The sequence below is a fragment of the Flavobacterium flavigenum genome (assembly GCF_027111255.2).
Taxonomy (GTDB): Bacteria; Bacteroidota; Bacteroidia; order Flavobacteriales; family Flavobacteriaceae; genus Flavobacterium; species Flavobacterium flavigenum.
The window spans coordinates 2,260,585-2,286,160 of sequence record NZ_CP114285.2 but is presented as its reverse complement, the minus strand read 5'-3'; the positions used below and the strand labels follow the sequence as shown (position 1 = coordinate 2,286,160).

The following is a 25,576-nucleotide window of genomic DNA, read 5'->3' as shown; positions in this document are numbered from 1 at the left end:
TAATTTGTTAACTTTCCTAATAAATAAAAATCTTTTTTCAATAAGCATTAAAATTTAACATTATAACATATATTTATGATAGTGTTATATAATTTTAAATTTTGATTAATTGAAATGTCTTTTGTAAGGTTAATCTTTAGTAGTCCATTTGATGTCTGGATAGATGTTCCGACTCCAATTCCGGTTAGTTTGTCAATTTTGGTTTTGTCCTCACTTCTTGTTAAGTCTTGATATATCGCATAATCAAGAATTGAATTTACATATAAATTTTTAGAGACAAGATATCTGTATTCTGTGAGAATTGAAGAGAATAAATTTGCTTGAAGGCTATTTTCTAAAAAGCCCCTAATCGAATTTATACCACCAAAGCGATAGAGTTCATTTGTCAAATAGTTTTTGCTTGAAAGATAAAAATTTTGTGAATTTATGTTAATGAAGTTCTTTTGATTGAGCTCAAAATTGTATGAGAAGTTTAAATTGGTGTAAAATTGCTTGCTGCTGACCACTGTTTCAAGTTGATTATTTGTGTTTCTGTTTCCAAAACCAAAAATTAAGTTAACATTTGCTTTTTCTGATAACAAATTATTAAGAGGATCTGTTTTTGTGTAATCGAAGGTTGAAGTTGTAAAAGAGTTTTTGAAATCACTAACGGTCATGTTGTTTGAGTTTTGGATATCGCTGGATTCTGTAGATTGGTAACCAATGTAAAATTTTGAGTTATAATTTATATAATACCCTAAATCAATTCCTGTTTTTGTGTTTTGGAAAGTACTGTCTTGTTTAAATATGTTTAGCTGTGCTTTGATTCCAAGAGGCGATTTGAAAATGTATGGTATTTCTAATTTTGTATTGAATGTTTTTTGTTGGTTTCCATCGCTTTTCCAGTATAATGAAAATTTTTCACCTGCAAGAAGAGTGTTTTCTAAGGTAATATCTAAATATCCGTTTAGGTTTATTTTTTTGTTTTCATCATTTGAAAATCCAATATAGCCATCAAATGTGTTTGCTTTTCTTTTTTCAAGATAAATGTAAACTTTGGTTGAATCTTTTGTGAATAATATTTCGGGATATTTTGTTTGTTCTACAAACCCAAAATTATTTATATCGTTATAAAGTTCTTTGATGGTATTTTGATTAAAAGTTTTGTTAATGTATTTTTTGTTAAGTTGTTTGAGATGTCCTTTTGGGAGAAAATCCTTTCGATTATTATTTGTGTAATTTGTAATAATGGAATTTACCTTGCGTTTTTTTTCCGAATTAAAATTTAAGTCCGCATAAATTATTGAATTCTTTTTTCGGATGTTTTCTAATTTTATCTTGCTTAAAGGAAATCCTTGTTTTTCTGCTTCAATAATTTTTTGATTTATGTAATTTTCAGTCTCTTCGTAAGGAATTATTACGGTGTCATTTTTTGTTTCTGAAAGATTGAAAAATGAATTATTTATACCTGTATATATATAGGTGTATTTTGTTTTCTTTCCAAGCGACAATTTACAGGTGTAAATGGAGTCGTTTATTTTAGTGTTTTCAAGTGTTTTTATGTCTAAATAACCTTTTTTAGTAAGTTTTTCTACAACAATAATAGCTTCATTGGTAACAGATTTTACATTTGGGTGTGTTTTGATGTAGTTCAAGGAATCTATAATGGCATTTTCTGCATTATTTGTGCCTTTGATTTTTAAGCTGAAATTTTGTGCGTAATTGGAAAAGCTTATAAAGCAAAAAAGAAATATTTGGAATAACTGTTTCAAAAGCAATTAGTTCATTAGTTTAAGGTTTGCAAATATCTATAGATTGTTTTGAAAAACATAAGATTAAATAATGTTATTGAAAATTAATGATTTAACGTTTGTATAGTGGAATTTATTTTATACATTTGCAACCCCGTAAAAAGCGGGAATTTAATATCATATTAATTTTTAGTATTAATTATGCCAACAATTCAACAATTAGTAAGAACAGGAAGAACTCAGATCACTAAGAAGAGTAAATCGGTTGCTTTAGATTCTTGTCCTCAAAGAAGAGGGGTTTGTACGCGTGTTTACACTACTACACCAAAAAAACCAAACTCTGCAATGCGTAAAGTTGCGCGTGTACGTTTGACAAATGGTAATGAGGTGAATGCTTACATCCCTGGAGAAGGACATAATCTGCAAGAGCACTCGATAGTATTAGTGCGAGGTGGAAGGGTAAAAGATTTACCAGGTGTTAGATATCACATCGTTCGTGGAGCGCTTGATACGTCAGGTGTTGCAGGAAGAACGCAAAGAAGATCTAAGTACGGTGCTAAACGCCCAAAAGAAGCAAAAAAGTAATTTAAAAACTTTTAAGAAAAAGACATGAGAAAAAGAGCGGCAAAGAAAAGACCACTTTTACCAGATCCAAGATTTAATGATCAATTGGTAACACGTTTTGTAAACAACTTAATGTGGGACGGTAAGAAGTCAACGGCTTTTAAAGTTTTTTATGATGCTATTGATATCATCGAAACTAAAAAACAAAATGATGAGAAAACTTCATTAGAAATCTGGAAAGATGCTTTAACAAACGTTATGCCTCACGTAGAAGTACGTAGCCGTAGAGTTGGTGGAGCTACATTCCAAATTCCAATGCAGATTCGTCCAGACAGAAAAATTTCTATGGCAATGAAGTGGTTAATACTTTATTCAAGAAGAAGAAATGAAAAATCTATGGCACAACGTTTAGCATCAGAATGTTTAGCTGCGGCTAAAGAAGAAGGTGCTGCGGTTAAGAAAAGAATGGATACTCACAAAATGGCAGAGGCTAATAAAGCATTCTCTCACTTTAGATTTTAATTCGTAAGAAATGGCTAGAGATTTAAAATATACAAGAAATATCGGGATTGCTGCTCACATTGATGCTGGTAAAACAACTACAACTGAGCGTATTCTTTTTTATACTGGAAAATCACACAAAATTGGTGAGGTACACGATGGTGCAGCAACAATGGACTGGATGGCGCAAGAGCAGGAAAGAGGTATTACAATTACTTCTGCTGCTACAACTTGTACTTGGAATTTTCCAACAGAGCAAGGTAAAGTTCTTCCGGAATCATTGCCTTACCACTTTAATATTATTGATACTCCTGGACACGTTGATTTTACTGTAGAGGTAAACCGTTCTTTACGTGTACTTGATGGTTTGGTTTTCTTGTTTAGTGCTGTTGATGGTGTTGAGCCTCAATCAGAAACTAACTGGAGACTTGCAGATCAATATAGAGTTCCTCGTATGGGATTCGTAAACAAAATGGACCGTCAAGGTGCTAACTTTTTAGCTGTATGCGGACAGGTTAAAGATATGTTGAAATCGAATGCGGTTGCAATTACTTTGCCTATTGGTGATGAAGCAGATTTTAAAGGTATTGTTGACTTAGTGAAAAATCAGGCTATTGTATGGCATGATGAAACTCAAGGAGCTACTTTTGATATCGTTGATATCCCAGCTGACATGGTTGATGATGTTAAGCACTATCGTTCTATCCTTATCGAAGAGATCGCTACTTATGATGAGAATCTTTTGGATAAATACATGGAAGATGAAAACTCTATTACTGAGGAAGAAATCAACAATGCGTTAAGAGCTGCTACTATTGATATGGCAATCATTCCTATGCTTGCTGGTTCTTCTTTCAAAAACAAAGGAGTTCAATTTATGTTAGATGCTGTTTGTAAGTATTTACCATCTCCGTTGGATAAAGAAGGTATTGAAGGTATTCACCCTGACGATGCTGAATTATTAGAAGAAGATCAAACTAAAATCTTGCGTAAGCCAGATGTAAAAGAGCCGTTTGCTGCTTTAGCATTTAAAATTGCTACTGACCCATTCGTAGGTCGTTTAGCTTTCTTCCGTGCTTACTCTGGACGTTTAGATGCTGGTTCTTATGTTTTAAATACTCGTTCTGGTAATAAAGAGAGAATTTCTCGTATTTACCAAATGCATGCTAATAAACAAAATCCAATCGAATATATTGAGGCTGGAGATATTGGAGCTGCTGTAGGATTTAAAGATATTAAAACTGGAGATACTCTATGTGATGAAAAGAATCCAATTATCTTGGAGTCTATGAAATTCCCAGAGCCGGTAATTGGTATCGCTATCGAGCCAAAAACTAAAGCTGACGTTGATAAGATGGGTATGGCTTTAGCTAAATTAGCTGAAGAGGATCCAACATTTACAGTTAGAACAGATGAGGCTTCAGGTCAGACTATTATTTCAGGTATGGGTGAGCTTCACTTAGATATCTTAGTTGACCGTATGAAACGTGAATTTAAAGTTGAAGTGAACCAAGGTGAGCCTCAAGTAGAATATAAAGAAGCGTTTACAAGATCTGCTCAACACAGAGAAACTTATAAAAAACAATCTGGAGGTCGTGGTAAATTCGGTGATATCGTATTTAGAATCGAGCCTGCTGATGAAGTTGATGGTAAAGTTCCTGTTGGATTGCAGTTTGTTAATGAAGTAAAAGGTGGTAACGTTCCTAAAGAATATATCCCTGCTGTTGAAAAAGGTTTCCGTGAGGCTATGAAAACAGGTCCATTAGCTGGATATGCTGTTGATAGTTTAAAGGTGACTTTATTAGACGGATCTTTCCACCCTGTGGATTCTGATGCTCTTTCTTTTGAATTAGCTGCTAGAATGGGTTATAAAGAATCTGGACGTGCTGCTGGAGCTGTTATTCTTGAGCCAATCATGAAAATCGAAGTTATTACTCCTGAAGAAAACATGGGTGATATCGTAGGTGACTTGAACCGTCGTAGAGGTCAGGTTAATGACATGGGTGATAGAAATGGTGCTAAAACTATTAAAGCTGATGTGCCTTTATCAGAAATGTTTGGTTATGTAACTACATTAAGAACATTATCTTCTGGTAGAGCAACTTCAACAATGGAGTTTTCTCACTATGCAGAAACACCTTCTAATATTTCAGAAGAGGTAATCAAAAAAGCAAAAGGTAACGCTTAATTTTAAGAAAATGAGTCAAAAAATCAGAATAAAACTAAAATCTTACGATCACATGTTGGTAGATAAATCTGCTGAAAAGATCGTAAAAACAGTAAAAACTACTGGAGCAGTTGTGACAGGTCCAATTCCGTTGCCAACTCACAAAAAACTTTTCACTGTATTGCGTTCTCCGCACGTTAATAAAAAAGCGAGAGAGCAATTTGAAGTAATGTCATACAAGAGATTGATTGATATTTATTCATCTTCATCTAAAACTATTGATGCTTTAATGAAACTTGAATTGCCAAGTGGTGTTGAAGTAGAGATAAAAGTATAATTTTTTTATATTTTTTTATATAAAAGTGAGTCAGAAATGACTCGCTTTTTTTTTGTTTTTTATTTAATGATTCTTTGTTTGATTTTGAATGTTTTTTTTAATATTCTTTTCTGAAAATTTTTCTAACCCCCTTTGTTTTAAAGTGCTGCGGATGTTTTTTATTACTGTTTGTTAATTAATTGTTGTGCGTCGGTTGTTTGTAATGTGGAAAAAATGATTTAAGATTTAGGATGTGCAAGTGGGTTTTTGAGTTTAGATTTGAGCTTGGATTTTGATTATGAGCGATTTAATTTCTGTAACTGTTTGGTATATTCAATTTTAATATCTACTTTTGCACTCCCTGTTTGGAAATTTCTGTTATTTTCAAATTGAAGGGAATTTTAGTAATTAATAATTAATATTTATGTCTGGGTTAATTGGTAAAAAAATCGGCATGACTAGTATTTTCGATGAAAACGGGAAAAACATTCCTTGTACAGTAATCGAGGCTGGGCCGTGTGTTGTTACCCAAGTCAGAACCAAAGGTGTTGACGGGTATGAAGCGTTGCAACTTGGTTTCGATGACAAAAACGAGAAACATTCTACTAAAGCTGCTTTAGGGCACTTTAAAAAAGCTGGAACTGTTGCTAAGAAAAAAGTCGTTGAATTCCAAGATTTCGCAACTGAACAAAAATTAGGAGATCTTATTGATGTTTCTATTTTTGAAGAAGGAGAATTTGTAGATGTACAAGGTGTATCTAAAGGTAAAGGTTTTCAGGGTGTTGTTAAACGTCACGGTTTTGGTGGGGTTGGACAAGCTACTCATGGTCAGCACAACCGTTTAAGAGCGCCAGGTTCTGTAGGAGCTTCTTCTTATCCATCTAGAGTATTCAAAGGAATGCGTATGGCTGGAAGAATGGGTGGAGATAATGTAAAAGTACAAAACCTTAGAGTTTTAAAAGTAGTTGCTGAAAAGAACTTACTTGTTGTTAAAGGGTGTATTCCTGGACACAAAAACTCTTACGTAATCATTCAGAAGTAATGGAAGTAAAAGTATTAGATTTCAACGGAAAAGATACTGGAAGAAAAGTTCAACTTTCTGATTCAGTATTCGCAATTGAACCAAACAATCACGCAGTATATCTTGATGTTAAGCAATATCTTGCTAATCAAAGACAAGGTACTCATAAAGCTAAAGAAAGAGCTGAAGTAACTGGTAGTACGCGTAAGATTAAAAAACAAAAGGGAACAGGTACTGCTCGTGCAGGAAGTGTTAAGAACCCTTTGTTTAAAGGTGGGGGAACAGTTTTTGGGCCAAGACCAAGAAGTTATTCATTTAAATTGAATAAAGGATTGAAAAGATTGGCAAGAAAATCTGCTTTCTCAATCAAAGCAAAAGAGTCAAATGTTATCGTTCTTGAAGACTTTAATTTTGATGTACCAAACACTAAAAATTTCATTAACGTTTTGAAAGCTTTAGGGTTAGAAAATAAAAAATCTCTATTTGTATTGGGTGAGTCAAATAAAAATGTATATTTGTCGTCACGTAATTTGAAGGCTTCAAACGTCGTAACTAGCTCTGAATTAAGCACTTACGCAATATTAAACGCTAATAATTTAGTGCTTTTGGAAGGTTCTTTAGAGTTAATTGAAGAAAATTTAAGTAAATAATAGGAATATGAGCATCATTATCAGACCTATAGTAACGGAAAAAGTAACCAAAGAAAGTGAAGTTCTAAACCGCTTCGGATTCGTTGTTGACAAGAAAGCAAACAAAGTGCAAATTAAGAAAGCTGTAGAAGCTGCTTATGGTGTAACTATTGTTTCAGTTAACACAATGAATGTGAGACCGGACAGATCTACTAAATATACTAAAAGTGGTTTAATCAGTGGAAAGACAAATGCAATTAAAAAAGCGATTGTTCAAGTACAAGAAGGAGAAACAATTGATTTTTACAACAATATCTAAGATAGAAAAATGTCAGTAAGAAAATTAAAACCTATTACCCCAGGTCAGCGATTTAGAGTTGTGAATGGTTATGACGCCATTACAACTGATAAGCCGGAACGCTCTTTGATAGCGCCGATAAAAAACTCTGGAGGTAGAAATAGTCAAGGAAAGATGACCATGCGTTATACGGGTGGTGGTCACAAGCAGAGATATCGTATTATTGATTTCAAAAGAACTAAAGACGGAATTCCGGCTACTGTGAAATCAATCGAATACGATCCAAATCGTACTGCATTTATTGCTTTATTGGCTTATGCTGATGGAGAGAAAACTTATATTATCGCTCAGAACGGATTGAAAGTTGGTCAGAAATTAGTTTCTGGTCCAGAATCTCAACCAGAGATTGGTAATACATTACCTTTAAGCAGAATTCCTCTTGGAACTGTTATATCTTGTATTGAGTTACGTCCAGGGCAAGGAGCTGTTATCGCTCGTTCAGCTGGAACTTTTGCTCAGTTAATGGCAAGAGACGGGAAATACGCAACAATTAAAATGCCATCTGGGGAGACAAGATTAATCTTGTTGACTTGTTCGGCTACAATTGGAGCTGTTTCTAATTCTGATCACCAATTAGTTGTATCTGGAAAAGCAGGTAGAACAAGATGGTTAGGAAGAAGACCTAGAACTAGACCAGTAGCAATGAACCCTGTTGATCACCCTATGGGAGGTGGTGAAGGACGTTCATCTGGTGGGCATCCACGTTCAAGAAACGGATTGCCAGCTAAAGGTTACAGAACTCGTTCTAAGAAAAACCCGAGTAACAAGTATATCGTAGAACGTAGAAAGAAATAATAAGATATGGCACGTTCATTAAAAAAAGGACCTTTCGTTCATTATAAATTAGACAAAAAAGTTCAGGAAAACGTAGAAAGTGGTAAAAATAGTGTAGTTAAGACTTGGTCTAGAGCTTCTATGATTACTCCGGATTTCGTTGGACAAACTATTGCAGTTCATAACGGTCGTCAATTTGTACCAGTTTACGTAACAGAAAACATGGTAGGTCACAAATTAGGAGAGTTTTCACCAACTAGATCTTTTAGAGGTCATGCTGGAGCAAAAAATAAAGGTAAAAAATAAGAAGCAATGGGAGTTCGTAAAAGAGAAACAGCAGATGCGAGAAAAGAGGCTAATAAGTCTATTGCTTTCGCAAAATTGAATAACTGCCCTACTTCACCTAGAAAAATGCGCTTAGTAGCGGACTTGGTAAGAGGTCAGAAGGTAGAAAGAGCACTTAACATTTTAAGATTCAGTTCTAAAGAAGCTTCAAGAAAATTAGAAAAACTATTATTATCTGCAATCAACAACTGGGAGCAAAAAAATAGTGAAGGTAATTTAGAAGAAGCTGGATTATTTGTTAAAGAGATCAGAGTAGATGGTGGAATGATGTTAAAAAGACTTCGTCCAGCTCCTCAAGGTCGTGCACACAGAATAAGAAAACGTTCTAATCACGTTACAATCGTGCTTGGAGCTATCAATAACACACAAAGCAATTCTTAAGCAGCATGGGACAAAAGACAAATCCAATTGGAAATAGACTTGGTATCATCAGAGGATGGGACTCAAACTGGTATGGTGGAAATGATTACGGTGATAAACTTGCCGAAGATCACAAAATCAGAAAGTATATCCACGCTCGTTTATCAAAAGCTAGTGTATCTAAAGTAATCATCGAGAGAACTTTAAAGCTTGTAACCGTTACTATCACTACTGCCAGACCTGGTATCATTATCGGAAAAGGTGGACAAGAGGTAGACAAGTTAAAAGAGGAACTTAAGAAAGTTACTGATAAAGAGGTTCAAATTAACATCTTTGAAATTAAAAGACCTGAATTAGATGCTTATCTTGTGGCGACAAGCATCGCTCGTCAAATCGAAAGCCGTATTTCTTACAGACGTGCAATCAAAATGGCTATTGCTGCTTCTATGCGTATGAACGCTGAAGGTATCAAAGTTTTGATTTCTGGTCGTTTGAATGGTGCTGAGATGGCGCGTTCAGAAGGTTTCAAAGAAGGTAGAATTCCTCTATCAACTTTCAGAGCTGATATTGACTATGCTTTGGCTGAAGCTCATACTACTTACGGTAGAATGGGTATCAAAGTATGGATCATGAAAGGTGAAGTTTATGGAAAGAGAGATCTTTCTCCACTTGCAGGAATGGATAAAAAACAATCTGGAACTGGTGGTGGTAAAGGTGGTGATTCTCCAAGAGGAGACAGAAAACCCTTTAATAAAGGTGGTAAACCAGACGCTCGTAAAAGAAAGTAAATTTTTAAACTAAAGAAAAATGTTACAGCCTAAAAGAACAAAATACCGTAAGGTACAAAAAGGTAAGATGAAAGGTAACTCTCAAAGAGGACATGAACTTTCTAATGGAATGTTTGGTATTAAATCTGTACATGAAGATGGAATGTTCTTAACTTCTCGTCAAATAGAAGCTGCGCGTATTGCTGCAACTCGTTATATGAAGAGAGAGGGACAATTATGGATTAAAATATTTCCAGACAAACCTATCACTAAGAAGCCTCTTGAAGTACGTATGGGTAAAGGTAAAGGAGCAGTTGAGTATTGGGCTGCTGTTGTTAAACCAGGAAGAATTATGTTTGAAGTTGGAGGAGTTCCATTATCAGTTGCAAAAGAGGCTTTACGTCTTGCAGCTCAGAAACTTCCAGTAAAAACTAAATTCGTCGTTGCTAGAGATTTCGAAGCATAATTTATATTTATTATGAAACAATCAGAAATAAAAGATCTTTCTGCAGCGGAGTTGCAAGAAAAGCTTAGTCAAACTAAGAAAGTATATGCTGACCTAAAAATGGCTCACGCTATTTCTCCAATTGCAAACCCACTTCAAATCAGAAGTGTAAGAAGAACGGTTGCTAGATTAGCTACTGAGTTAACTAAAAGAGAGTTACAATAATTGTATTCTGCTGAAAGATGGAAGAAAAAAGAAATTTAAGAAAAGAAAGAATTGGTGTTGTTACTTCAAATAAAATGGACAAGTCTATTGTTATTGCAGAAGTAAGAAAAGTAAAACACCCATTATACGGTAAGTTCGTGTTGAAAACTAAGAAATATGTTGCACACGACGAAACAAACGACTGTAACATTGGAGATACTGTAAGAATTAGCGAAACGCGTCCTTTAAGTAAAACAAAATGTTGGAGATTAGTTGAAATCTTAGAAAGAGCTAAATAATTATGGTACAACAAGAATCAAGACTAAAAGTAGCAGATAATACGGGTGCAAAAGAAGTTTTAACTATCCGTGTTTTAGGAGGTACCAAAAGAAGGTATGCCTCTGTTGGTGACAAGATTGTAGTATCTATTAAAGATGCAACTCCTAACGGTAATGTTAAAAAAGGAGCTGTTTCAACTGCAGTTGTTGTACGTACCAAAAAAGAAGTGAGAAGAGCTGATGGTTCTTATATCCGTTTCGATGATAATGCATGTGTTCTTTTGAATGCTGCAGGGGAAATGAGAGGAACTCGTGTTTTTGGTCCGGTAGCAAGAGAACTTCGTGAAAAACAATTCATGAAAATTGTATCATTAGCACCAGAAGTGCTTTAATTCGTTTTAAGATGATAAAGCTAAAAATTAAATCAGGAGATATCGTAAGAGTTATTGCTGGAGACCATAAAGGTGCTGAAGGTAAAGTTTTGCGTGTTTACCGTGAGAAAAATAAAGCGATAGTTGAAGGTGTAAACATGGTTTCGAAACATACAAAACCAAGTGCTAAAAACCCTCAAGGTGGTATCGTTAAGAAAGAGGCTTCTATTCAAATTTCTAACATTTCTCTAATTGATCCTAAAACTAAGGAAACAACTAGAGTAGGTATTAGAGTAGAAGGAGATAAGAAAGTAAGATTTTCAAAAAAATCTAATCAAGTACTATAGTAATGGCATATACACCTAGACTAAAAGAAGAATATAAGAGTAGAGTAATCTCTGCTCTTAAAGAAGAGTTCGGATATACAAACGTAATGCAAGTTCCTAAACTTGAAAAAATCGTTTTGAGCCGTGGAGTTGGTGCAGCTGTATCTGATAAAAAACTTATTGACTATGCAGTTGATGAGTTAACTAAGATCACTGGACAAAAAGCAGTATCTACAATTTCAAAGAAAGACGTTGCGTCATTCAAATTGAGAAAAGGGATGCCTATTGGAGCAAAAGTTACTTTGCGTGGAGAAAGGATGTATGAGTTTTTAGACAGACTTGTTACTTCTGCTTTACCACGTGTTAGAGATTTTAGTGGTATTAAAGCTACTGGTTTCGACGGAAGAGGTAATTACAATCTTGGAGTTTTGGAGCAAATCATTTTCCCTGAAATTGATATTGATAAAGTAAACAAAATTTCAGGAATGGATATCACTTTTGTTACTACTGCAAAAACTGACAAAGAAGCAAAGTCATTATTGGCTGAATTAGGTTTACCTTTTAAAAAGAATTAAGACATGGCTAAAGAATCAATGAAAGCCCGTGAGGTGAAAAGAGAGAAAACGGTAGCTAAGTACGCTGAGAAAAGAAAAGCTTTGAAAGAAGCTGGAGATTTTGAAGCTTTACAGAAATTACCTAAAAATGCTTCACCAGTTCGTTTGCACAATCGTTGTAAATTAACAGGCAGACCAAGAGGTTATATTCGTCAATTTGGTATTTCTCGTGTAACTTTCCGTGAAATGGCTAATAATGGCTTAATTCCTGGAGTTAAAAAAGCGTCTTGGTAATCTCGCAATAAGTTATTACTTTTGCAAACCAAAAAATAATTTTAATTGATTAAAGGTTCGGGAGACGGGTGTCTCCCGAAAACCATAATCGCAATCAAATACATATGTATACAGATCCTATTGCAGATTATTTGACTAGAGTTCGTAACGCTGTGGCTGCAAACCACAAAGTTGTTGAAATTCCAGCTTCTAATCTAAAAAAAGAAATAACTAAGATCTTATTTGATCAAGGTTATATCTTAAGTTACAAATTTGAAGACAACTCTGTTCAGGGTTCAATCAAAATTGCTTTGAAGTATGATAAAGATACTAAAGAGCCTGTAATTAAAGATATCCAAAGAATTAGTAAACCTGGTTTACGTAAATACGCAGGTGCTGCCAAATTACCAAGAATCCTTAACGGATTAGGAATTGCAATTGTTTCAACTTCAAAAGGTCTTATGACTGGAAAACAAGCGAAACAATTAAATGTAGGTGGTGAAGTAATTTGTTACGTATACTAATTTTAAAGACTAAATAAGATGTCAAGAATAGGTAAAAGCCCAATTGTAATCCCTGCTGGCGTAACTGTAGAAGTTAAAGACGGTATTATTACAGTAAAAGGAAAAAAAGGTCAACTGACTCAGGAGTTTTCGGACGTAACTGTAACAGTTGAAGGCGATCAAGCATTAGTTGAAAGATCGTCTGATCATAAAGACCAAAGAGCAAAACACGGATTGTACAGATCATTAATCAGTAACATGATTGTTGGAGTATCTGAAGGTTTTACAAAAGAACTTGAATTAGTTGGAGTTGGTTACAGAGCTTCGAATCAAGGTCAAAAGTTAGATTTAGCTCTTGGATATTCTCACAATATTGTTTTGGAAGTTGCTCCTGAAGTAGTAGTAGAAACAATATCTGAAAAAGGAAAAAACCCTATCGTAAAATTAACATCATTTGATAAACAACTTTTAGGACAGGTTGCTGCGAAAATCAGAGGTTTCCGTAAGCCTGAACCATACAAAGGAAAAGGTGTTAAATTTGTGGGTGAAGTATTAAGAAGAAAAGCAGGTAAATCAGCTTAAAAAATAAGATTATGTCATTAACAAAATCTGATAGAAGACAGAGAATTAGATTCAGAATTAGAAAATCGATTAGTGGTACAGCTACTAATCCTAGATTATCTGTATTTAGAAGTAATAAGGAAATTTACGCTCAACTTATTGATGATGTAAATGGAGTTACTTTATTAGCTGCATCTTCAAGAGAAAAAGAAATAGGAAAAGGTACTAACGTTGAAGTAGCGGCTGCAGTTGGAAAACTAGTTGCTGAAAAAGCGTTAAAATCCGGGATTGATACCATCACTTTTGACAGAGGTGGTTATTTATATCACGGTCGTATTAAATCATTAGCAGAAGGCGCAAGAGCCGCTGGACTTAAATTCTAATATATTATGTCTAAATACAAAAATGTAGAATTGGTAAAACCTAGTGGTCTTGAACTTAAAGATCGTCTAGTTAGTGTTAATCGTGTTACTAAGGTTACAAAAGGAGGTAGAGCTTTCGGTTTTTCTGCTATTGTAGTTGTAGGTGATGAAAACGGAGTAGTTGGTCATGGATTAGGAAAATCTAAAGACGTTTCTGAAGCAATTGCGAAAGCAGTAGAAGATGCTAAGAAAAATTTAGTAAAAATTCCTTTAAATGGTCAATCTGTTCCTCACGAACAAAAAGGAAAATTTGGTGGTGCACGTGTGTTTTTAATTCCTGCTTCTCATGGTACAGGAGTTATTGCTGGTGGAGCTGTTCGTTCGGTTCTTGAATCAGTAGGTATTCACGATGTATTATCTAAATCTCAGGGATCATCAAACCCACATAACGTAGTTAAAGCAACTTTTGATGCTTTATTGCAAATGAGAAGTGCTCATACTGTTGCAAGACAGAGAGGTGTTTCTTTAGAAAAAGTTTTTAAAGGTTAATTCAAGGAAATTATGGCTAAATTATTAGTAAAACAAGTAAGAAGCAAAATCAACTGTCCTCTTTCTCAAAAGAGAGGTTTGGAAGCTTTGGGTCTACGTAAAATGGGACAAGTTGTAGAGCATGATTCAAATCCTGCTATCCTTGGGATGATAAACAAAGTTAAACACTTAGTTTCTGTTGAAGAAGCTAAATAACAAATACTGTTATGAATTTAAGTAACTTACAACCAGCTGAAGGGTCAACACACAATCAAAATAAAAGATTAGGTAGAGGAGAGGGTTCTGGTAAAGGTGGCACTGCAGCAAGAGGTCACAAAGGAGCAAAATCTCGTTCTGGTTATTCTAAAAAGATTGGTTTTGAAGGAGGGCAAATGCCACTTCAAAGACGTGTGCCTAAGTTTGGTTTCACAAACATCAATCGTAAAGAATACGAAGGTGTTAATTTAGATACACTTCAATTGCTAGTAGATAATGGTGTGATTACGGATTCTGTTTCTATGACAGACTTTGTTGCAAACCGTTTGGCTACCAAAAACGAAATCGTTAAGATTTTAGGTAGAGGAGAATTGAAAGCAAAATTAAAAGTAACTGCTCACAAATTTACTGCTACTGCTAAAGCTGCTATAGAAGCTGCTGGTGGAGAGGCTGTAACAATATAATTTTTCTATTGTATGAAGAAATTTATTGAATCAATAAGTAATGTTTGGAAAATCGAAGAACTTAAAAACAGAATCTTAATTACATTAGGATTGCTTTTGGTATATCGTTTTGGAGCACATGTTACGCTTCCGGGAATTGATGCAACTCAACTAACTGGTTTAGCGGGACAAACTAAAAATGGTTTAGGATCTATCTTAGACATGTTCACCGGAGGTGCTTTCTCTAAAGCTTCAGTTTTTGCTTTAGGAATTATGCCTTACATTTCTGCTTCTATTGTTGTTCAGTTAATGGGAATTGCGATTCCATATTTGCAAAAACTTCAAAATGATGGGGAAAGCGGTAGAAAAAAGATTAATCAAATTACCCGTTGGTTAACTATTGCTATTACTTTGGTTCAAGGTCCAACTTATATCTATAATTTATACAGAACACTGCCTGGCAATGCATTTTTGTTAGGGTTTAACTCACCTGAGTTTTTGTTTTCTTCTGTTATTATCTTGGTTACAGGCACTATTTTTGCTATGTGGCTTGGGGAAAAAATTACAGATAAAGGGATTGGAAATGGAATTTCATTATTGATTATGGTTGGTATCTTAGCTCGTTTACCGCAAGCTTTTATACAAGAATTCACAACCAGAGTTACTAACAACAATGGAGGTCCAATGTTATTAGTTATTGAAATTATAGTTTGGTTATTGGTCATCATTTCTTGTGTGTTATTAACAATGGCAGTACGTAGAATTCCGGTTCAATATGCTCGTCGTACAACAACTGGGGATTATGAACAGGATTTGGCTGGTGGTAACAGGCAATGGATTCCGCTTAAGCTTAATGCTTCTGGGGTTATGCCAATCATTTTTGCTCAGGCAATTATGTTTATTCCTGCTGCTGTAGCCGGATTGTCTAAATCAGATACATCACAATCTATTGTTGGAACATTTAGTAATATGTTTGGGTTTTGGTATAATTTTGTTTTTGCAACTTTAATTATTGTATTCACATTCTTCTATACTGCAATCACAGTACCTACTAACAAAATGGCCGATGATTTAAAAAGAAGTGGTGGTTTTATTCCGGGTGTAAGGCCAGGTGCTGAAACTTCAGACTTTCTTGATAAAGTGATGTCTTTAATAACTTTCCCAGGATCTTTATTTCTTGCTCTAATTGCTGTGTTCCCGGCTATTGTTGTAAGTGTTATGGATGTACAACAATCTTGGGCAATGTTTTTTGGAGGTACCTCTTTAATAATTATGGTTGGTGTTGCAATAGATACTATTCAGCAAATCAATTCATACTTGTTAAACAAGCATTATGATGGTTTAATGAAGACTGGTAAAAATAGAAAAGCAGTAGCTTAATATATTTATGGCAAAACAATCAGCAATAGAACAAGACGGATCAATCATTGAAGCATTATCAAATGCGATGTTCCGTGTAGAGTTAGAAAATGGACATATTGTAATTGCTCATATTTCTGGTAAAATGCGTATGCATTACATCAAATTATTACCTGGTGATAAAGTGAAACTGGAAATGAGTCCTTATGATTTGTCAAAAGCAAGAATTACTTATCGATATTAAAGGATAATTACTATGAAAGTTAGAGCATCAGTAAAAAAGAGAAGTGCCGAGTGCATTATCGTGCGTAGAAAAGGGAGACTGTACGTAATAAACAAAAAGAATCCTAGATTTAAACAAAGACAAGGATAATTATGGCAAGAATAGCAGGGGTAGATATCCCAAAAAACAAAAGAGGTGTTATTGCACTTACCTATATTTTCGGATTAGGAAAAAGTAGAGCTATTGAGATTTTAGAAAAAGCTCAGGTTAGCCAGGATAAAAAAGTTCAAGATTGGAATGATGACGAGATCGGAGCAATTCGTGATGCAGTTTCGTTTTACAAGATTGAAGGAGAATTGCGTTCTGAAGTTTCTTTAAACATCAAACGTTTAATGGATATTGGTTGTTATAGAGGTATCCGTCACAGATCTGGTCTTCCATTAAGAGGACAAAGAACTAAAAATAACTCTAGAACAAGAAAAGGTAAAAGAAAAACTGTTGCTAACAAGAAAAAAGCAACTAAATAATAAGTAATATGGCTAAAGCAACTGCAAAAAAACGTAAAGTTATCGTTGAATCAACGGGTGAGGCTCATATTTCTGCCACTTTCAACAATATTATTATTTCTTTGACAAATAAGAAAGGCGAAGTTATTTCTTGGTCTTCAGCTGGTAAAATGGGATTCAGAGGTTCTAAAAAGAATACTCCGTATGCAGCTCAAATGGCAGCAGAAGATTGTAGTAAAGTAGCTCTAGAGGCTGGACTGAAAAAAGTTAAGGTTTATGTAAAAGGACCAGGAAACGGACGTGAGTCTGCTATTCGTTCTATTCATAACGGTGGAATTGAAGTTACTGAGATTATCGATGTTACTCCAATGCCTCACAACGGATGTCGTCCTCCAAAAAGACGTAGAGTTTAATAATATTATTTAAGTATAACAAGGTAGAATAACGATTATCGAAGGATATGACCTGAATTCATAATCTCTACCTTAAATTAATTTTTAGAAATGGCAAGATATACTGGTCCTAAAACTAGAATTGCTCGTAAATTTGGCGAAGCAATTTTCGGAGATGATAAATCTTTCGAAAAAAGAAATTACCCACCTGGACAACACGGGATGGCTAAAAAAAGAGGTAAAAAATCTGAGTATGCTGTTCAGTTAATGGAAAAGCAAAAAGCTAAATATTCTTATGGAATTTTAGAAAAACAATTCAGAGGTTTATTTAAAAAAGCATCAGCTACTAAAGGGGTTACTGGTGAAGTTCTTTTACAATTATGTGAAGCAAGATTAGATAATGTTGTTTTTAGAATGGGAATTGCTCCATCTCGTAGAGGTGCAAGACAATTAGTTTCTCACAGACACATTACTGTTAATGGTGAAGTTGTAAATATTCCTTCTTACCACCTTAAGCCTGGTGATAAAGTTGCAGTTCGTGAAAAATCTAAATCATTAGAAGCTATCGAACGTTCTTTATCAAATTCAAGTCATGTTTATGAATGGATTACCTGGAACAATGAACTTAAAGAGGGAACTTTCGTTTCTGTACCTGCGAGACTTCAAATTCCAGAAAACATTAAAGAACAATTAATCGTAGAGTTGTACAACAAATAATAATTGACTTAGTCGAAATTTATGGCAATATTTAATTTTCAAAAGCCCGATAAAGTTATCATGATCGATTCAACCGATTTTGAAGGTAAATTCGAATTTAGACCTTTAGAACCTGGTTATGGATTGACAGTTGGTAATGCACTTAGAAGAGTTTTGCTTTCAGCGTTAGAAGGTTATGCAATTACATCTGTTCGTATCGAAGGTGTAGATCATGAGTTTTCTACTATTTCAGGTGTTGTTGAGGACGTTACAGAAATTATCCTTAATCTTAAACAAGTACGTTTCAAACGTCAGATTGAAGATATCGATAATGAATCAGTTACTATTTCTGTTTCTGGTAAAGACCAATTGACAGCAGGTGATTTTCAAAAATTTATCTCAGGTTTCCAAGTTCTGAACCCAGACCTTGTTATCTGTAATTTAGATTCTAAAATCAAATTGAACTTCGATTTAACAATCGAAAAAGGTAGAGGATACGTTCCTGCTGAAGAGAACAAAAAACAGAATGCTGCAATTGGAACAATTTTTACAGATTCTATTTTTACTCCGGTAAAAAATGTAAAATATGCAATCGAAAATTTCCGTGTAGAGCAAAAAACAGATTACGAAAAATTAGTTTTTGAAATCAAAACTGATGGATCAATCAATCCAAAAGATGCTCTTACTGAAGCTGCTAAAGTTTTAATTCACCATTTTATGTTGTTTTCTGATGAAAGAATTACACTTGAGGCTGACGAAATTGCACAAACAGAATCGTATGATGAAGAGTCATTGCATATGAGACAATTGCTTAAAACTAAGCTTGTTGATATGGATTTATCTGTGAGAGCATTAAATTGCTTGAAAGCGGCTGAAGTTGATACACTTGGTGATTTAGTATCGTTCAATAAAAATGACCTAATGAAATTCCGTAATTTTGGTAAAAAATCTTTAACTGAACTTGATGAACTTGTTGCAGTTAAAAATTTAACTTTCGGAATGGACTTAGCTAAATACAAATTAGATAAAGAATAATTCAATCCCGCTTGCGGGATTAAATTTAAAATAGCAATGAGACACGGAAAAAAATTCAATCACTTAAGCAGACAGACTGGACATAGAAAAGCTATGTTGGCTAATATGGCTTGTTCTCTTATTGAGCACAAACGTATTAACACTACTGTTGCAAAAGCTAAAGCGCTTAAACAATTCGTTGAGCCTTTAATCACAAAATCAAAAGAAGATACGACTCACAACCGTCGTATTGTTTTTGCTTACCTACGTAGTAAATATGCTGTAACTGACTTGTTCAGAGATGTGGCTGCTAAAGTTGGTGACCGTCCAGGTGGATACACTCGTATCATTAAAGTTGGAAATCGTTTAGGAGATAACGCTGATATGGCGATGATCGAACTTGTAGATTTCAATGAACTTTACAACGGTGGTAAAAAAGAAGTTAAAAAAGCAAAAAGCCGTCGTGGTGGTAAAGCTAAAAAAGCTGATGAGGCAACTCCGGAAGCTCCAGCTGCTGAATCAGAAACGACTACTGAAGCTTCTGAATAATTATGAAAATAATGATTCTATAGAAATCAAGGATAAGCTAATTTTTAGTTTATCCTTTTTTTTTGATTTTTTTTAAGAACAAAATTTAACTTTTTTAAATGACTGGGTTTTATTTTTATGAATGAAATTTTTAAAAAATCTTGTCAGCGGTCTTTTAAAAAAGTAAATTTGCAAAATATCTAATTACGCTGAGTTTTTAAATTCAGTATTAAGATTATAATAATAGAAATTAAACAATGAAATACACAACTCGACAAAGCGCCATTTTATTACTAAGTGACGGAACTATTTTTCATGGTAAATCTATCGGTATTAGCGGTAAAACTTTTGGTGAAGTTTGTTTTAATACAGGAATGACAGGGTATCAGGAGATTTTTACAGATCCTTCATATTTTGGGCAAATCATGGTGACTACTAATCCGCATATCGGTAATTACGGTGTGAATGATTTAGAAGTTGAATCTGAAAGCGTTAAAATAGCAGGCTTAGTTTGTAAAAACTTTAGTTTTAACTATTCAAGGGCAGTTGCTTCAGGAAGCCTTGAGGATTATTTTACAAAACAAAACCTGATTTGTATTTCTGATGTTGATACTCGTGCTCTGGTGAGTTACATTCGTGATAATGGTGCTATGAATGCAGTTATTTGTACAGATGGAACTTCTATTGAAGAGTTAAAGAAGGAATTGGCTAATGTGCCTGATATGGAAGGTTTGGAGCTGGCTTCTAAAGTGTCAACTAAAGAGTCGTACTTTATTGGTGATGAAAATGCTACATACAAAATTTCAGCATTAGACTTGGGCATAAAAAAGAATATATTAAGAAATCTTGCTAAGAGAGATTGTTATATTAAAGTTTTTCCATACGATTCAACTTATGAAGATTTGACTGCATTTAATCCTGATGGTTATTTCTTGTCAAATGGTCCCGGAGATCCGGATCCTCTTTTTGGAGCGATTGAAGTTGCTAAGAAAATTATTGCTGAAGACAAACCTTTGTTTGGGATTTGTTTAGGGCATCAGGTAATTGCTCTTGCAAATGGCGTTAAAACGTACAAAATGTTTGGTGGACATAGAGGAATTAATCACCCAGTAAAAAATCTTATTACTGGTAAAGGTGAAATTACTTCTCAAAATCATGGCTTCGCTGTGAAAAGAGAAGCTTTGGAAGGTCATCCGGAATTAGAGCTCACACATATTCATCTAAATGATGATACTGTGGCTGGTATGAGAATGAAGAATAAGAATTGTTTTTCAGTTCAATATCATCCTGAAGCTAGTCCTGGACCACATGATTCTTCTTATTTATTTGATCAATTTGTTGAGAATATCAAAACTAGCAAAGTCTAAAACGATGTAGTTAATAAATAAAGGTACTTAATGACTAAAATGAGTTTTTAGTATTAAATATTTTTATACTTTCGAAAAAAAATATATAATTATTAATAAAAAACAAAAATAATGAGTATTATAATTAAAGTTCACGCAAGACAAATTCTTGATTCCAGAGGGAATCCTACTATAGAAGTAGATGTAGTTACAGAAAATGGAGTTTTAGGTAGAGCGGCGGTTCCATCTGGAGCTTCAACTGGAGAGCATGAAGCTGTTGAATTACGTGATGGTGGAAAAGCTTATCTGGGTAAAGGAGTTTTGAATGCAGTGAATAATGTAAATACTGTTATTGCTGAAGAATTAGTTGGGACTTCTGTTTTTGAACAAAATACTATTGATCAGTTAATGATTGATTTGGATGGAACTCCAAACAAATCTAAATTAGGTGCTAATGCAATTTTAGGAGTTTCTTTGGCTGCTGCAAAAGCTGCTGCTAACGAGCTAGGATTACCTTTATACAGATATGTAGGGGGAGTTTCTGCTAATACATTGCCTGTGCCAATGATGAACATCATCAATGGCGGATCTCACTCTGATGCGCCTATCGCATTCCAAGAGTTTATGATTTTCCCTGTAAAAGCAACTTCTTTTACACATGCTATGCAAATGGGAACTGAAATTTTCCACAGCTTGAAAAAAGTATTACACGATAGAGGTTTAAGTACTGCTGTTGGTGATGAAGGAGGTTTTGCTCCAAATTTAGCCGGGGGTACCGAAGATGCTTTAGATACTATTAAGTTAGCTGTTGAGAAAGCTGGATATTCTTTCGGAGACGAAATTATGATCGCTCTTGACTGCGCTGCTTCTGAGTTTTATGTAAACGGAAAATACGATTATACTAAATTTGAAGGAGAAACTGGAAAAATCAGAACATCTGAAGAGCAGGCTGAGTATTTAGCTGAACTTGCTGCTAAATATCCAATTATTTCTATTGAGGATGGTATGTACGAAGATGACTGGGATGGATGGAAAGCTCTAACTGAAAAAATTGGAGATAAAGTACAATTAGTAGGTGATGATTTGTTCGTTACTAATGTTGCCCGTTTGTCAACTGGTATCGAAAAAGGAATTGCTAACTCTATATTAGTAAAAGTAAACCAAATTGGAACTTTAACAGAAACAATTGCTGCGGTAAACATGGCTAAAAATGCAGGTTATACTTCTGTAATGTCTCACCGTTCTGGAGAAACTGAAGATAATACTATTGCAGATTTAGCTGTAGCTTTAAATTGTGGTCAAATTAAAACTGGTTCTGCTTCTCGTTCAGATCGTATGGCAAAATACAATCAGTTATTAAGAATTGAAGAGGAATTAGGAAGTACCGCTTATTTCCCTGGGTTAAATGCTTTTAAGATCAAATAATTGTAAGACTTATATTGTAGAATTAAACCATTCGTGAAAACGAGTGGTTTTTTTTTGGGGTTTTAACAAATTCATAGCATTATTCCTTTTTTAATTAGTCTTAAATTCCTTAGATTTGATAAATTATTATTTAAAAGAATTATTTCCGATATATTATGTCAAAAATAGCTACATTAGAAGTAGATGGTAAGAAAATTGAACTTCCGGTAATAACAGGAAGCGAAAATGAATCCGCTATCGATATTAACAAATTACGTGATTTAACTGGTATTATTACTATTGATCCTGGTTATAAAAATTCTGGTTCATGCAAAAGTGAAATTACTTTTCTGGATGGAGAATTAGGAATTTTACGTTACAGAGGATATTCAATCGAAGATCTTGCTGAAAAAGCAAGCTTCTTAGAGGTTTCTTATCTTTTGATTTTCGGAGAGCTGCCAACAGCTAAAGAATTAGATCAATTCGAAAATGACATTAAAAAACATTCTTTGGTGAACGAAGAAATGAAAAACATCATTGATGGTTTTCCAAAAACAGCTCACCCAATGGGAGTTTTATCTGCTTTGACAAGTGCGTTAACAGCATTTAATCCTAAAGCAGTTAATGTTGATAATGAAAAAGAAATGTACGAAGCTATTTGTAAAACAATGGCTAAATTTCTTGTAATTGCTACTTGGACTTATAGAAAATCAATGGGGTATCCATTAAATTACTACGATAATACAAAAGGATATGTGGAAAGTTTTATGCAATTAATGTTTAAATTGCCTACAGGTCCTTATGAAGCAAATCCGGTAATTGTTAATGCTTTAGATAAACTATTTATTCTTCATGCAGATCATGAGCAAAACTGCTCAACTTCAACAGTTAGAATGGTAGGTTCATCACATGCAGGTTTGTTTGCGTCTGTTTCAGCAGGAGTTTCTGCTCTTTGGGGACCTCTTCACGGAGGTGCGAATCAGGCAGTTCTTGAAATGTTGGAAGATATTAATAAAGATGGTGGTGATACAGATAAGTTTTTGGCGAAAGCAAAAGATAAAAATGATCCTTTCCGTTTAATGGGATTTGGGCACAGGGTTTACAAAAATTTCGATCCAAGAGCTAAAATCATCAAAAAAGCGGCTAAAGAAGTTTTAGAAACTTTAGGTGTTGAAGATCCTATTTTAGATATTGCAAGAAAATTAGAAACAGCTGCTCTTGAAGATGAATACTTCAAATCAAGAAATTTATATCCAAATGTTGATTTCTACTCTGGAATTATTTACAGAGCATTAGGGATTCCAACTGATATGTTTACAGTTATGTTCGCAATTGGAAGGTTACCAGGATGGATAGCGCAATGGAAAGAAATGCGTGAAAACAAAGAGCCAATTGGAAGACCAAGACAAATTTATACAGGTCATCCATTGAGGGAATTTAAATCTAATAAATAATCATATTGAAAGCTTCACTTAAATGTGGAGCTTTTTTTATATTTGCAACAAAATATAATAATTATGTTGCAATTAAATATTAAGAACGAAACTTCAAGATTGCGTGCTGTGGTTTTGGGTTCTGCCGTTCATAATGGGCCAACTCCTTCAATCGAGGAAGCTTATGATCCCAAATCATTGGAACATATTAAAGCAGGTACTTATCCTCTTGAAAAGGATATGGTTGTTGAAATGGAAGCTTTTAATGCTGTTTTTCAAAAATATGGAGTAAAAGTTTATCGTCCGCAAATTATTGAGAGTTATAATCAAATTTTTGCCCGCGATATAGGTTTTGTAATTGATGATATCTTTATTAAATCAAACATTTTGCCTGATAGAGAGCGTGAACTTGATGCAATTCAGTATGTAATTGACCAGATTAATCCGCTAAAAGTGTTGCGTCCACCAGAAGATGTTCATATAGAAGGAGGCGATGTCATGCTTTGGAACGATTATATCTTTATAGGTACTTATAAAGGAAGTGATTATAAGGATTATATAACCGCCCGGACTAATATGCAAGGCGTTAATTTTATCAAACAATTGTTTCCAAACAAAACTGTGAAAGAATTCGATTTGGTTAAATCCAAAATTGAAGCAAGGGATAATGCTTTACACTTAGATTGTTGTTTTCAGCCTCTTGGAAAAGATAAAGGGATAATTTATAAGAGAGGTTTTCGTGAAGAAGCTGACTATATGTATTTGGTAAAGCTTTTTGGGAAAGAAAATTTATTTCATATCGAAAGAGAAGAAATGTATAACATGTTTTCAAATGTATTTTCGATTGATAAAGATGTTGTGGTTTCTGAGAAAAATTTTACCCGATTAAACAATTGGCTTCGTGCAAAAGGTTTTACTGTAGAAGAAATTCCGTATGCCGAAATTGCAAAGCAGGAAGGATTGTTGAGATGTTCAACTTTACCATTAATTAGAGATTAAAGAAATTGTTTCAAGTTTCAGGTTTCAAGTTTTTAACGTGAAGCCTGAAACTCGAGACTTGAAACAAATAAAATATGAAACAAACGACAAATGCAATCGTAATGATTCGGCCTGTTGCTTTCAGAATGAATGAGCAAACGGCTGTAAATAATTATTATCAAAAAGTATTAGACGGACTTCTGCCAAGTACAGTAAATGCAAAAGCACAACAGGAGTTTGATGCTTTTGTAGAAAAGCTCAGATCCGTAGGTGTAGATGTGACTGTTATCGAAGATACAGTAGAAACAGATACGCCTGATAGTGTTTTTCCAAATAATTGGGTTTCTTTTCATGAAAATGGAGAAGTAGCACTATATCCAATGTTTGCTGAAAATCGTCGTCAGGAACGCCGGGAAGATATTTTGGACGTTTTAGAAGAAAAAGGTTTCGAGATTACAGATATCATGGACTACACATCTGCTGAAGAAGATGGTATTTTTCTGGAAGGAACTGGAAGTTTAATATTGGACAGAGCTAACGGAAAAGCATATTGTGCCTTGTCACCACGTGCAGATGAAGAATTGTTTATTGAATTCTGTGAAGATTTCGATTATGCCCCTGTGATTTTTGAAGCTTTTCAAACAGTAAATGGTGAACGAAAACTTATCTATCATACCAATGTAATGATGTGCATAGGTGAAACTTTTGCAGTGATTTGTGCTGATAGTATTGATGATAAAAAAGAGCGCAAAATGGTTTTGGAGAATTTAAAGGCTGATAAAAAAGACATCATTCTAATTACCGAAGCGCAAGTGAATAACTTTGCCGGTAATATGCTGGAAGTACTAGGAACGAATGGTAAAAAATATATCGTTATGAGTACATCTGCATACCAGAGTCTGTCGGAAAAACAAATTGCACAATTAGAAAGTCATGCCGAAATTTTAAGTTCAGGTTTAGATACTATTGAAGCTTGTGGAGGAGGGAGTGCAAGGTGCATGATGGCTGAAGTTTTTTTGCCAAGAAGTTAATTTAAACTTTTCAATAAAGAAATTCCAAATTCCAAACTTATCATAAAGTATGGGATTTGGAATTTTTTTA

Annotated in this window: 38 protein-coding genes; 37 read left to right on the top strand and 1 reads right to left on the bottom strand. The window is 34.3% G+C overall.

The genetic code is table 11. The features are described 5' to 3' along the window. Nucleotides 1-47: 47 nt before the first annotated feature. Complete coding sequence (locus OZP09_RS09305) at nucleotides 48-1,751, bottom strand: BamA/TamA family outer membrane protein (protein ID WP_269237520.1); 1,704 nt, start codon at nucleotides 1,749-1,751, stop codon at nucleotides 48-50. A gap of 180 nt (nucleotides 1,752-1,931) precedes the next feature. On the opposite strand from OZP09_RS09305, the gene rpsL reads away from it, so the two are divergent. The 37 genes from rpsL to ctlX all read left to right on the top strand — a co-directional run bounded on the left by rpsL (nucleotide 1,932) and on the right by ctlX (nucleotide 25,506). Further along, nucleotides 1,932-2,315, top strand: a complete 384-nt coding sequence (rpsL, locus tag OZP09_RS09300; protein WP_007136570.1) for a 30S ribosomal protein S12 — start codon at nucleotides 1,932-1,934, stop codon at nucleotides 2,313-2,315. A 24-nt stretch (nucleotides 2,316-2,339) separates the two neighbouring features. Further along, a complete protein-coding gene (gene rpsG / locus OZP09_RS09295) occupies nucleotides 2,340-2,816 on the top strand; it encodes a 30S ribosomal protein S7 (RefSeq protein ID WP_026727879.1) in 477 nt (158 codons plus the stop codon). Between the two features lie 10 nt (nucleotides 2,817-2,826). Further along, nucleotides 2,827-4,983, top strand: coding sequence for an elongation factor G (gene fusA / locus OZP09_RS09290; RefSeq protein WP_113676540.1), 2,157 nt, complete (start codon nucleotides 2,827-2,829; stop codon nucleotides 4,981-4,983). Nucleotides 4,984-4,993: 10 nt separating this feature from the next. Continuing rightward, on the top strand, nucleotides 4,994-5,299 hold the full coding sequence (gene rpsJ / locus OZP09_RS09285) for a 30S ribosomal protein S10 (protein WP_007803605.1): 306 nt from the start codon (nucleotides 4,994-4,996) through the stop codon (nucleotides 5,297-5,299). A 403-nt stretch (nucleotides 5,300-5,702) separates the two neighbouring features. After that, the gene (rplC, locus tag OZP09_RS09280) at nucleotides 5,703-6,320 is read left to right on the top strand and encodes a 50S ribosomal protein L3 (RefSeq protein WP_057124294.1); all 618 of its coding nucleotides are present in this window, start codon (nucleotides 5,703-5,705) and stop codon (nucleotides 6,318-6,320) included. Continuing rightward, nucleotides 6,320-6,949, top strand: a complete 630-nt coding sequence (rplD, locus tag OZP09_RS09275; RefSeq protein ID WP_163393987.1) for a 50S ribosomal protein L4 — start codon at nucleotides 6,320-6,322, stop codon at nucleotides 6,947-6,949. Before rplC ends, rplD begins: the two co-directional genes overlap by 1 nt. A gap of 7 nt (nucleotides 6,950-6,956) precedes the next feature. Further along, entirely contained in the window at nucleotides 6,957-7,247 is a 291-nt protein-coding gene (gene rplW / locus OZP09_RS09270) for a 50S ribosomal protein L23 (protein ID WP_012022489.1), read from the top strand. Between the two features lie 9 nt (nucleotides 7,248-7,256). Further along, on the top strand, nucleotides 7,257-8,081 hold the full coding sequence (gene rplB / locus OZP09_RS09265; protein ID WP_008464287.1) for a 50S ribosomal protein L2: 825 nt from the start codon (nucleotides 7,257-7,259) through the stop codon (nucleotides 8,079-8,081). A 6-nt stretch (nucleotides 8,082-8,087) separates the two neighbouring features. Then, nucleotides 8,088-8,366: a 30S ribosomal protein S19 gene (gene rpsS, locus OZP09_RS09260; RefSeq protein ID WP_012022488.1), complete on the top strand. Its 279-nt coding sequence runs from the start codon at nucleotides 8,088-8,090 to the stop codon at nucleotides 8,364-8,366. Nucleotides 8,367-8,372: 6 nt separating this feature from the next. After that, nucleotides 8,373-8,786 carry a 50S ribosomal protein L22 gene (rplV, locus tag OZP09_RS09255; protein WP_007803631.1) on the top strand — a complete coding sequence of 138 codons (414 nt, stop codon included), beginning with the start codon at nucleotides 8,373-8,375 and terminating at the stop codon, nucleotides 8,784-8,786. Nucleotides 8,787-8,791: 5 nt separating this feature from the next. Further along, entirely contained in the window at nucleotides 8,792-9,553 is a 762-nt protein-coding gene (gene rpsC, locus OZP09_RS09250; RefSeq protein WP_007803635.1) for a 30S ribosomal protein S3, read from the top strand. Between the two features lie 19 nt (nucleotides 9,554-9,572). Continuing rightward, nucleotides 9,573-9,998, top strand: coding sequence for a 50S ribosomal protein L16 (gene rplP, locus OZP09_RS09245; RefSeq protein WP_017495016.1), 426 nt, complete (start codon nucleotides 9,573-9,575; stop codon nucleotides 9,996-9,998). A 12-nt stretch (nucleotides 9,999-10,010) separates the two neighbouring features. Continuing rightward, on the top strand, nucleotides 10,011-10,202 hold the full coding sequence (gene rpmC / locus OZP09_RS09240; RefSeq protein WP_008464297.1) for a 50S ribosomal protein L29: 192 nt from the start codon (nucleotides 10,011-10,013) through the stop codon (nucleotides 10,200-10,202). Nucleotides 10,203-10,219: 17 nt separating this feature from the next. Further along, a complete protein-coding gene (rpsQ, locus tag OZP09_RS09235) occupies nucleotides 10,220-10,480 on the top strand; it encodes a 30S ribosomal protein S17 (protein ID WP_007803646.1) in 261 nt (86 codons plus the stop codon). Nucleotides 10,481-10,482: 2 nt separating this feature from the next. Next, nucleotides 10,483-10,851, top strand: a complete 369-nt coding sequence (gene rplN, locus OZP09_RS09230; protein ID WP_007803649.1) for a 50S ribosomal protein L14 — start codon at nucleotides 10,483-10,485, stop codon at nucleotides 10,849-10,851. Between the two features lie 11 nt (nucleotides 10,852-10,862). After that, nucleotides 10,863-11,177, top strand: coding sequence for a 50S ribosomal protein L24 (gene rplX, locus OZP09_RS09225; protein WP_007803650.1), 315 nt, complete (start codon nucleotides 10,863-10,865; stop codon nucleotides 11,175-11,177). 2 nt (nucleotides 11,178-11,179) lie between these two features. Further along, a complete protein-coding gene (gene rplE / locus OZP09_RS09220; RefSeq protein ID WP_007803652.1) occupies nucleotides 11,180-11,731 on the top strand; it encodes a 50S ribosomal protein L5 in 552 nt (183 codons plus the stop codon). A gap of 3 nt (nucleotides 11,732-11,734) precedes the next feature. Continuing rightward, nucleotides 11,735-12,004, top strand: a complete 270-nt coding sequence (rpsN, locus tag OZP09_RS09215) for a 30S ribosomal protein S14 (protein ID WP_223680110.1) — start codon at nucleotides 11,735-11,737, stop codon at nucleotides 12,002-12,004. A gap of 104 nt (nucleotides 12,005-12,108) precedes the next feature. After that, a complete protein-coding gene (gene rpsH / locus OZP09_RS09210; protein WP_017495014.1) occupies nucleotides 12,109-12,507 on the top strand; it encodes a 30S ribosomal protein S8 in 399 nt (132 codons plus the stop codon). Nucleotides 12,508-12,525: 18 nt separating this feature from the next. Continuing rightward, nucleotides 12,526-13,068, top strand: coding sequence for a 50S ribosomal protein L6 (gene rplF, locus OZP09_RS09205; RefSeq protein WP_031456036.1), 543 nt, complete (start codon nucleotides 12,526-12,528; stop codon nucleotides 13,066-13,068). A gap of 11 nt (nucleotides 13,069-13,079) precedes the next feature. Next, on the top strand, nucleotides 13,080-13,430 hold the full coding sequence (rplR, locus tag OZP09_RS09200) for a 50S ribosomal protein L18 (RefSeq protein WP_269237519.1): 351 nt from the start codon (nucleotides 13,080-13,082) through the stop codon (nucleotides 13,428-13,430). A 3-nt stretch (nucleotides 13,431-13,433) separates the two neighbouring features. Further along, nucleotides 13,434-13,958, top strand: coding sequence for a 30S ribosomal protein S5 (rpsE, locus tag OZP09_RS09195; RefSeq protein ID WP_157486071.1), 525 nt, complete (start codon nucleotides 13,434-13,436; stop codon nucleotides 13,956-13,958). Between the two features lie 12 nt (nucleotides 13,959-13,970). Beyond that, entirely contained in the window at nucleotides 13,971-14,153 is a 183-nt protein-coding gene (gene rpmD, locus OZP09_RS09190) for a 50S ribosomal protein L30 (RefSeq protein WP_017495010.1), read from the top strand. 11 nt (nucleotides 14,154-14,164) lie between these two features. Then, nucleotides 14,165-14,617, top strand: coding sequence for a 50S ribosomal protein L15 (rplO, locus tag OZP09_RS09185; RefSeq protein WP_026982954.1), 453 nt, complete (start codon nucleotides 14,165-14,167; stop codon nucleotides 14,615-14,617). A 12-nt stretch (nucleotides 14,618-14,629) separates the two neighbouring features. Further along, the gene (gene secY, locus OZP09_RS09180) at nucleotides 14,630-15,976 is read left to right on the top strand and encodes a preprotein translocase subunit SecY (protein ID WP_223680106.1); all 1,347 of its coding nucleotides are present in this window, start codon (nucleotides 14,630-14,632) and stop codon (nucleotides 15,974-15,976) included. Between the two features lie 7 nt (nucleotides 15,977-15,983). After that, entirely contained in the window at nucleotides 15,984-16,199 is a 216-nt protein-coding gene (infA, locus tag OZP09_RS09175) for a translation initiation factor IF-1 (protein ID WP_007136545.1), read from the top strand. Nucleotides 16,200-16,211: 12 nt separating this feature from the next. Beyond that, a complete protein-coding gene (gene ykgO, locus OZP09_RS09170) occupies nucleotides 16,212-16,328 on the top strand; it encodes a type B 50S ribosomal protein L36 (protein ID WP_002987490.1) in 117 nt (38 codons plus the stop codon). A gap of 2 nt (nucleotides 16,329-16,330) precedes the next feature. Further along, entirely contained in the window at nucleotides 16,331-16,705 is a 375-nt protein-coding gene (rpsM, locus tag OZP09_RS09165) for a 30S ribosomal protein S13 (protein ID WP_012022478.1), read from the top strand. Nucleotides 16,706-16,713: 8 nt separating this feature from the next. Next, the gene (rpsK, locus tag OZP09_RS09160; RefSeq protein WP_007803677.1) at nucleotides 16,714-17,097 is read left to right on the top strand and encodes a 30S ribosomal protein S11; all 384 of its coding nucleotides are present in this window, start codon (nucleotides 16,714-16,716) and stop codon (nucleotides 17,095-17,097) included. 90 nt (nucleotides 17,098-17,187) lie between these two features. Continuing rightward, nucleotides 17,188-17,793 (top strand): 30S ribosomal protein S4, encoded by a 606-nt coding sequence (gene rpsD, locus OZP09_RS09155; protein ID WP_110305597.1) that lies wholly within the window; start codon nucleotides 17,188-17,190, stop codon nucleotides 17,791-17,793. 21 nt (nucleotides 17,794-17,814) lie between these two features. After that, a complete protein-coding gene (locus OZP09_RS09150) occupies nucleotides 17,815-18,807 on the top strand; it encodes a DNA-directed RNA polymerase subunit alpha (RefSeq protein WP_008464329.1) in 993 nt (330 codons plus the stop codon). Nucleotides 18,808-18,843: 36 nt separating this feature from the next. Then, on the top strand, nucleotides 18,844-19,335 hold the full coding sequence (gene rplQ, locus OZP09_RS09145; RefSeq protein WP_269237518.1) for a 50S ribosomal protein L17: 492 nt from the start codon (nucleotides 18,844-18,846) through the stop codon (nucleotides 19,333-19,335). A 236-nt stretch (nucleotides 19,336-19,571) separates the two neighbouring features. Continuing rightward, the gene (gene carA / locus OZP09_RS09140) at nucleotides 19,572-20,681 is read left to right on the top strand and encodes a glutamine-hydrolyzing carbamoyl-phosphate synthase small subunit (protein WP_269237517.1); all 1,110 of its coding nucleotides are present in this window, start codon (nucleotides 19,572-19,574) and stop codon (nucleotides 20,679-20,681) included. A gap of 111 nt (nucleotides 20,682-20,792) precedes the next feature. Beyond that, a complete protein-coding gene (gene eno, locus OZP09_RS09135; RefSeq protein WP_281310657.1) occupies nucleotides 20,793-22,085 on the top strand; it encodes a phosphopyruvate hydratase in 1,293 nt (430 codons plus the stop codon). A gap of 155 nt (nucleotides 22,086-22,240) precedes the next feature. Further along, nucleotides 22,241-23,518, top strand: coding sequence for a citrate synthase (locus OZP09_RS09130; RefSeq protein ID WP_269237516.1), 1,278 nt, complete (start codon nucleotides 22,241-22,243; stop codon nucleotides 23,516-23,518). Between the two features lie 63 nt (nucleotides 23,519-23,581). Continuing rightward, a complete protein-coding gene (locus tag OZP09_RS09125; RefSeq protein ID WP_269237515.1) occupies nucleotides 23,582-24,496 on the top strand; it encodes a dimethylarginine dimethylaminohydrolase family protein in 915 nt (304 codons plus the stop codon). 74 nt (nucleotides 24,497-24,570) lie between these two features. Beyond that, nucleotides 24,571-25,506, top strand: a complete 936-nt coding sequence (ctlX, locus tag OZP09_RS09120) for a citrulline utilization hydrolase CtlX (protein ID WP_281310656.1) — start codon at nucleotides 24,571-24,573, stop codon at nucleotides 25,504-25,506. Nucleotides 25,507-25,576 lie beyond the last annotated feature (70 nt).

Bases quoted from the DNA above. Each gene is read 5' to 3' on its own strand.
- rpsL (WP_007136570.1), top strand. From the start codon at position 1,932: ATGCCAACAATTCAACAATTAGTAAGAACAGGAAGAACTCAGATCACT.
- rpsG (WP_026727879.1), top strand. From the start codon at position 2,340: ATGAGAAAAAGAGCGGCAAAGAAAAGACCACTTTTACCAGATCCAAGA.
- fusA (WP_113676540.1), top strand. From the start codon at position 2,827: ATGGCTAGAGATTTAAAATATACAAGAAATATCGGGATTGCTGCTCAC.
- rpsJ (WP_007803605.1), top strand. From the start codon at position 4,994: ATGAGTCAAAAAATCAGAATAAAACTAAAATCTTACGATCACATGTTG.
- rplC (WP_057124294.1), top strand. From the start codon at position 5,703: ATGTCTGGGTTAATTGGTAAAAAAATCGGCATGACTAGTATTTTCGAT.
- rplD (WP_163393987.1), top strand. From the start codon at position 6,320: ATGGAAGTAAAAGTATTAGATTTCAACGGAAAAGATACTGGAAGAAAA.
- rplW (WP_012022489.1), top strand. From the start codon at position 6,957: ATGAGCATCATTATCAGACCTATAGTAACGGAAAAAGTAACCAAAGAA.
- rplB (WP_008464287.1), top strand. From the start codon at position 7,257: ATGTCAGTAAGAAAATTAAAACCTATTACCCCAGGTCAGCGATTTAGA.
- rpsS (WP_012022488.1), top strand. From the start codon at position 8,088: ATGGCACGTTCATTAAAAAAAGGACCTTTCGTTCATTATAAATTAGAC.
- rplV (WP_007803631.1), top strand. From the start codon at position 8,373: ATGGGAGTTCGTAAAAGAGAAACAGCAGATGCGAGAAAAGAGGCTAAT.
- rpsC (WP_007803635.1), top strand. From the start codon at position 8,792: ATGGGACAAAAGACAAATCCAATTGGAAATAGACTTGGTATCATCAGA.
- rplP (WP_017495016.1), top strand. From the start codon at position 9,573: ATGTTACAGCCTAAAAGAACAAAATACCGTAAGGTACAAAAAGGTAAG.
- rpmC (WP_008464297.1), top strand. From the start codon at position 10,011: ATGAAACAATCAGAAATAAAAGATCTTTCTGCAGCGGAGTTGCAAGAA.
- rpsQ (WP_007803646.1), top strand. From the start codon at position 10,220: ATGGAAGAAAAAAGAAATTTAAGAAAAGAAAGAATTGGTGTTGTTACT.
- rplN (WP_007803649.1), top strand. From the start codon at position 10,483: ATGGTACAACAAGAATCAAGACTAAAAGTAGCAGATAATACGGGTGCA.
- rplX (WP_007803650.1), top strand. From the start codon at position 10,863: ATGATAAAGCTAAAAATTAAATCAGGAGATATCGTAAGAGTTATTGCT.
- rplE (WP_007803652.1), top strand. From the start codon at position 11,180: ATGGCATATACACCTAGACTAAAAGAAGAATATAAGAGTAGAGTAATC.
- rpsN (WP_223680110.1), top strand. From the start codon at position 11,735: ATGGCTAAAGAATCAATGAAAGCCCGTGAGGTGAAAAGAGAGAAAACG.
- rpsH (WP_017495014.1), top strand. From the start codon at position 12,109: ATGTATACAGATCCTATTGCAGATTATTTGACTAGAGTTCGTAACGCT.
- rplF (WP_031456036.1), top strand. From the start codon at position 12,526: ATGTCAAGAATAGGTAAAAGCCCAATTGTAATCCCTGCTGGCGTAACT.
- rplR (WP_269237519.1), top strand. From the start codon at position 13,080: ATGTCATTAACAAAATCTGATAGAAGACAGAGAATTAGATTCAGAATT.
- rpmD (WP_017495010.1), top strand. From the start codon at position 13,971: ATGGCTAAATTATTAGTAAAACAAGTAAGAAGCAAAATCAACTGTCCT.
- rplO (WP_026982954.1), top strand. From the start codon at position 14,165: ATGAATTTAAGTAACTTACAACCAGCTGAAGGGTCAACACACAATCAA.
- secY (WP_223680106.1), top strand. From the start codon at position 14,630: ATGAAGAAATTTATTGAATCAATAAGTAATGTTTGGAAAATCGAAGAA.
- infA (WP_007136545.1), top strand. From the start codon at position 15,984: ATGGCAAAACAATCAGCAATAGAACAAGACGGATCAATCATTGAAGCA.
- ykgO (WP_002987490.1), top strand. From the start codon at position 16,212: ATGAAAGTTAGAGCATCAGTAAAAAAGAGAAGTGCCGAGTGCATTATC.
- rpsM (WP_012022478.1), top strand. From the start codon at position 16,331: ATGGCAAGAATAGCAGGGGTAGATATCCCAAAAAACAAAAGAGGTGTT.
- rpsK (WP_007803677.1), top strand. From the start codon at position 16,714: ATGGCTAAAGCAACTGCAAAAAAACGTAAAGTTATCGTTGAATCAACG.
- rpsD (WP_110305597.1), top strand. From the start codon at position 17,188: ATGGCAAGATATACTGGTCCTAAAACTAGAATTGCTCGTAAATTTGGC.
- OZP09_RS09150 (WP_008464329.1), top strand. From the start codon at position 17,815: ATGGCAATATTTAATTTTCAAAAGCCCGATAAAGTTATCATGATCGAT.
- rplQ (WP_269237518.1), top strand. From the start codon at position 18,844: ATGAGACACGGAAAAAAATTCAATCACTTAAGCAGACAGACTGGACAT.
- carA (WP_269237517.1), top strand. From the start codon at position 19,572: ATGAAATACACAACTCGACAAAGCGCCATTTTATTACTAAGTGACGGA.
- eno (WP_281310657.1), top strand. From the start codon at position 20,793: ATGAGTATTATAATTAAAGTTCACGCAAGACAAATTCTTGATTCCAGA.
- OZP09_RS09130 (WP_269237516.1), top strand. From the start codon at position 22,241: ATGTCAAAAATAGCTACATTAGAAGTAGATGGTAAGAAAATTGAACTT.
- OZP09_RS09125 (WP_269237515.1), top strand. From the start codon at position 23,582: ATGTTGCAATTAAATATTAAGAACGAAACTTCAAGATTGCGTGCTGTG.
- ctlX (WP_281310656.1), top strand. From the start codon at position 24,571: ATGAAACAAACGACAAATGCAATCGTAATGATTCGGCCTGTTGCTTTC.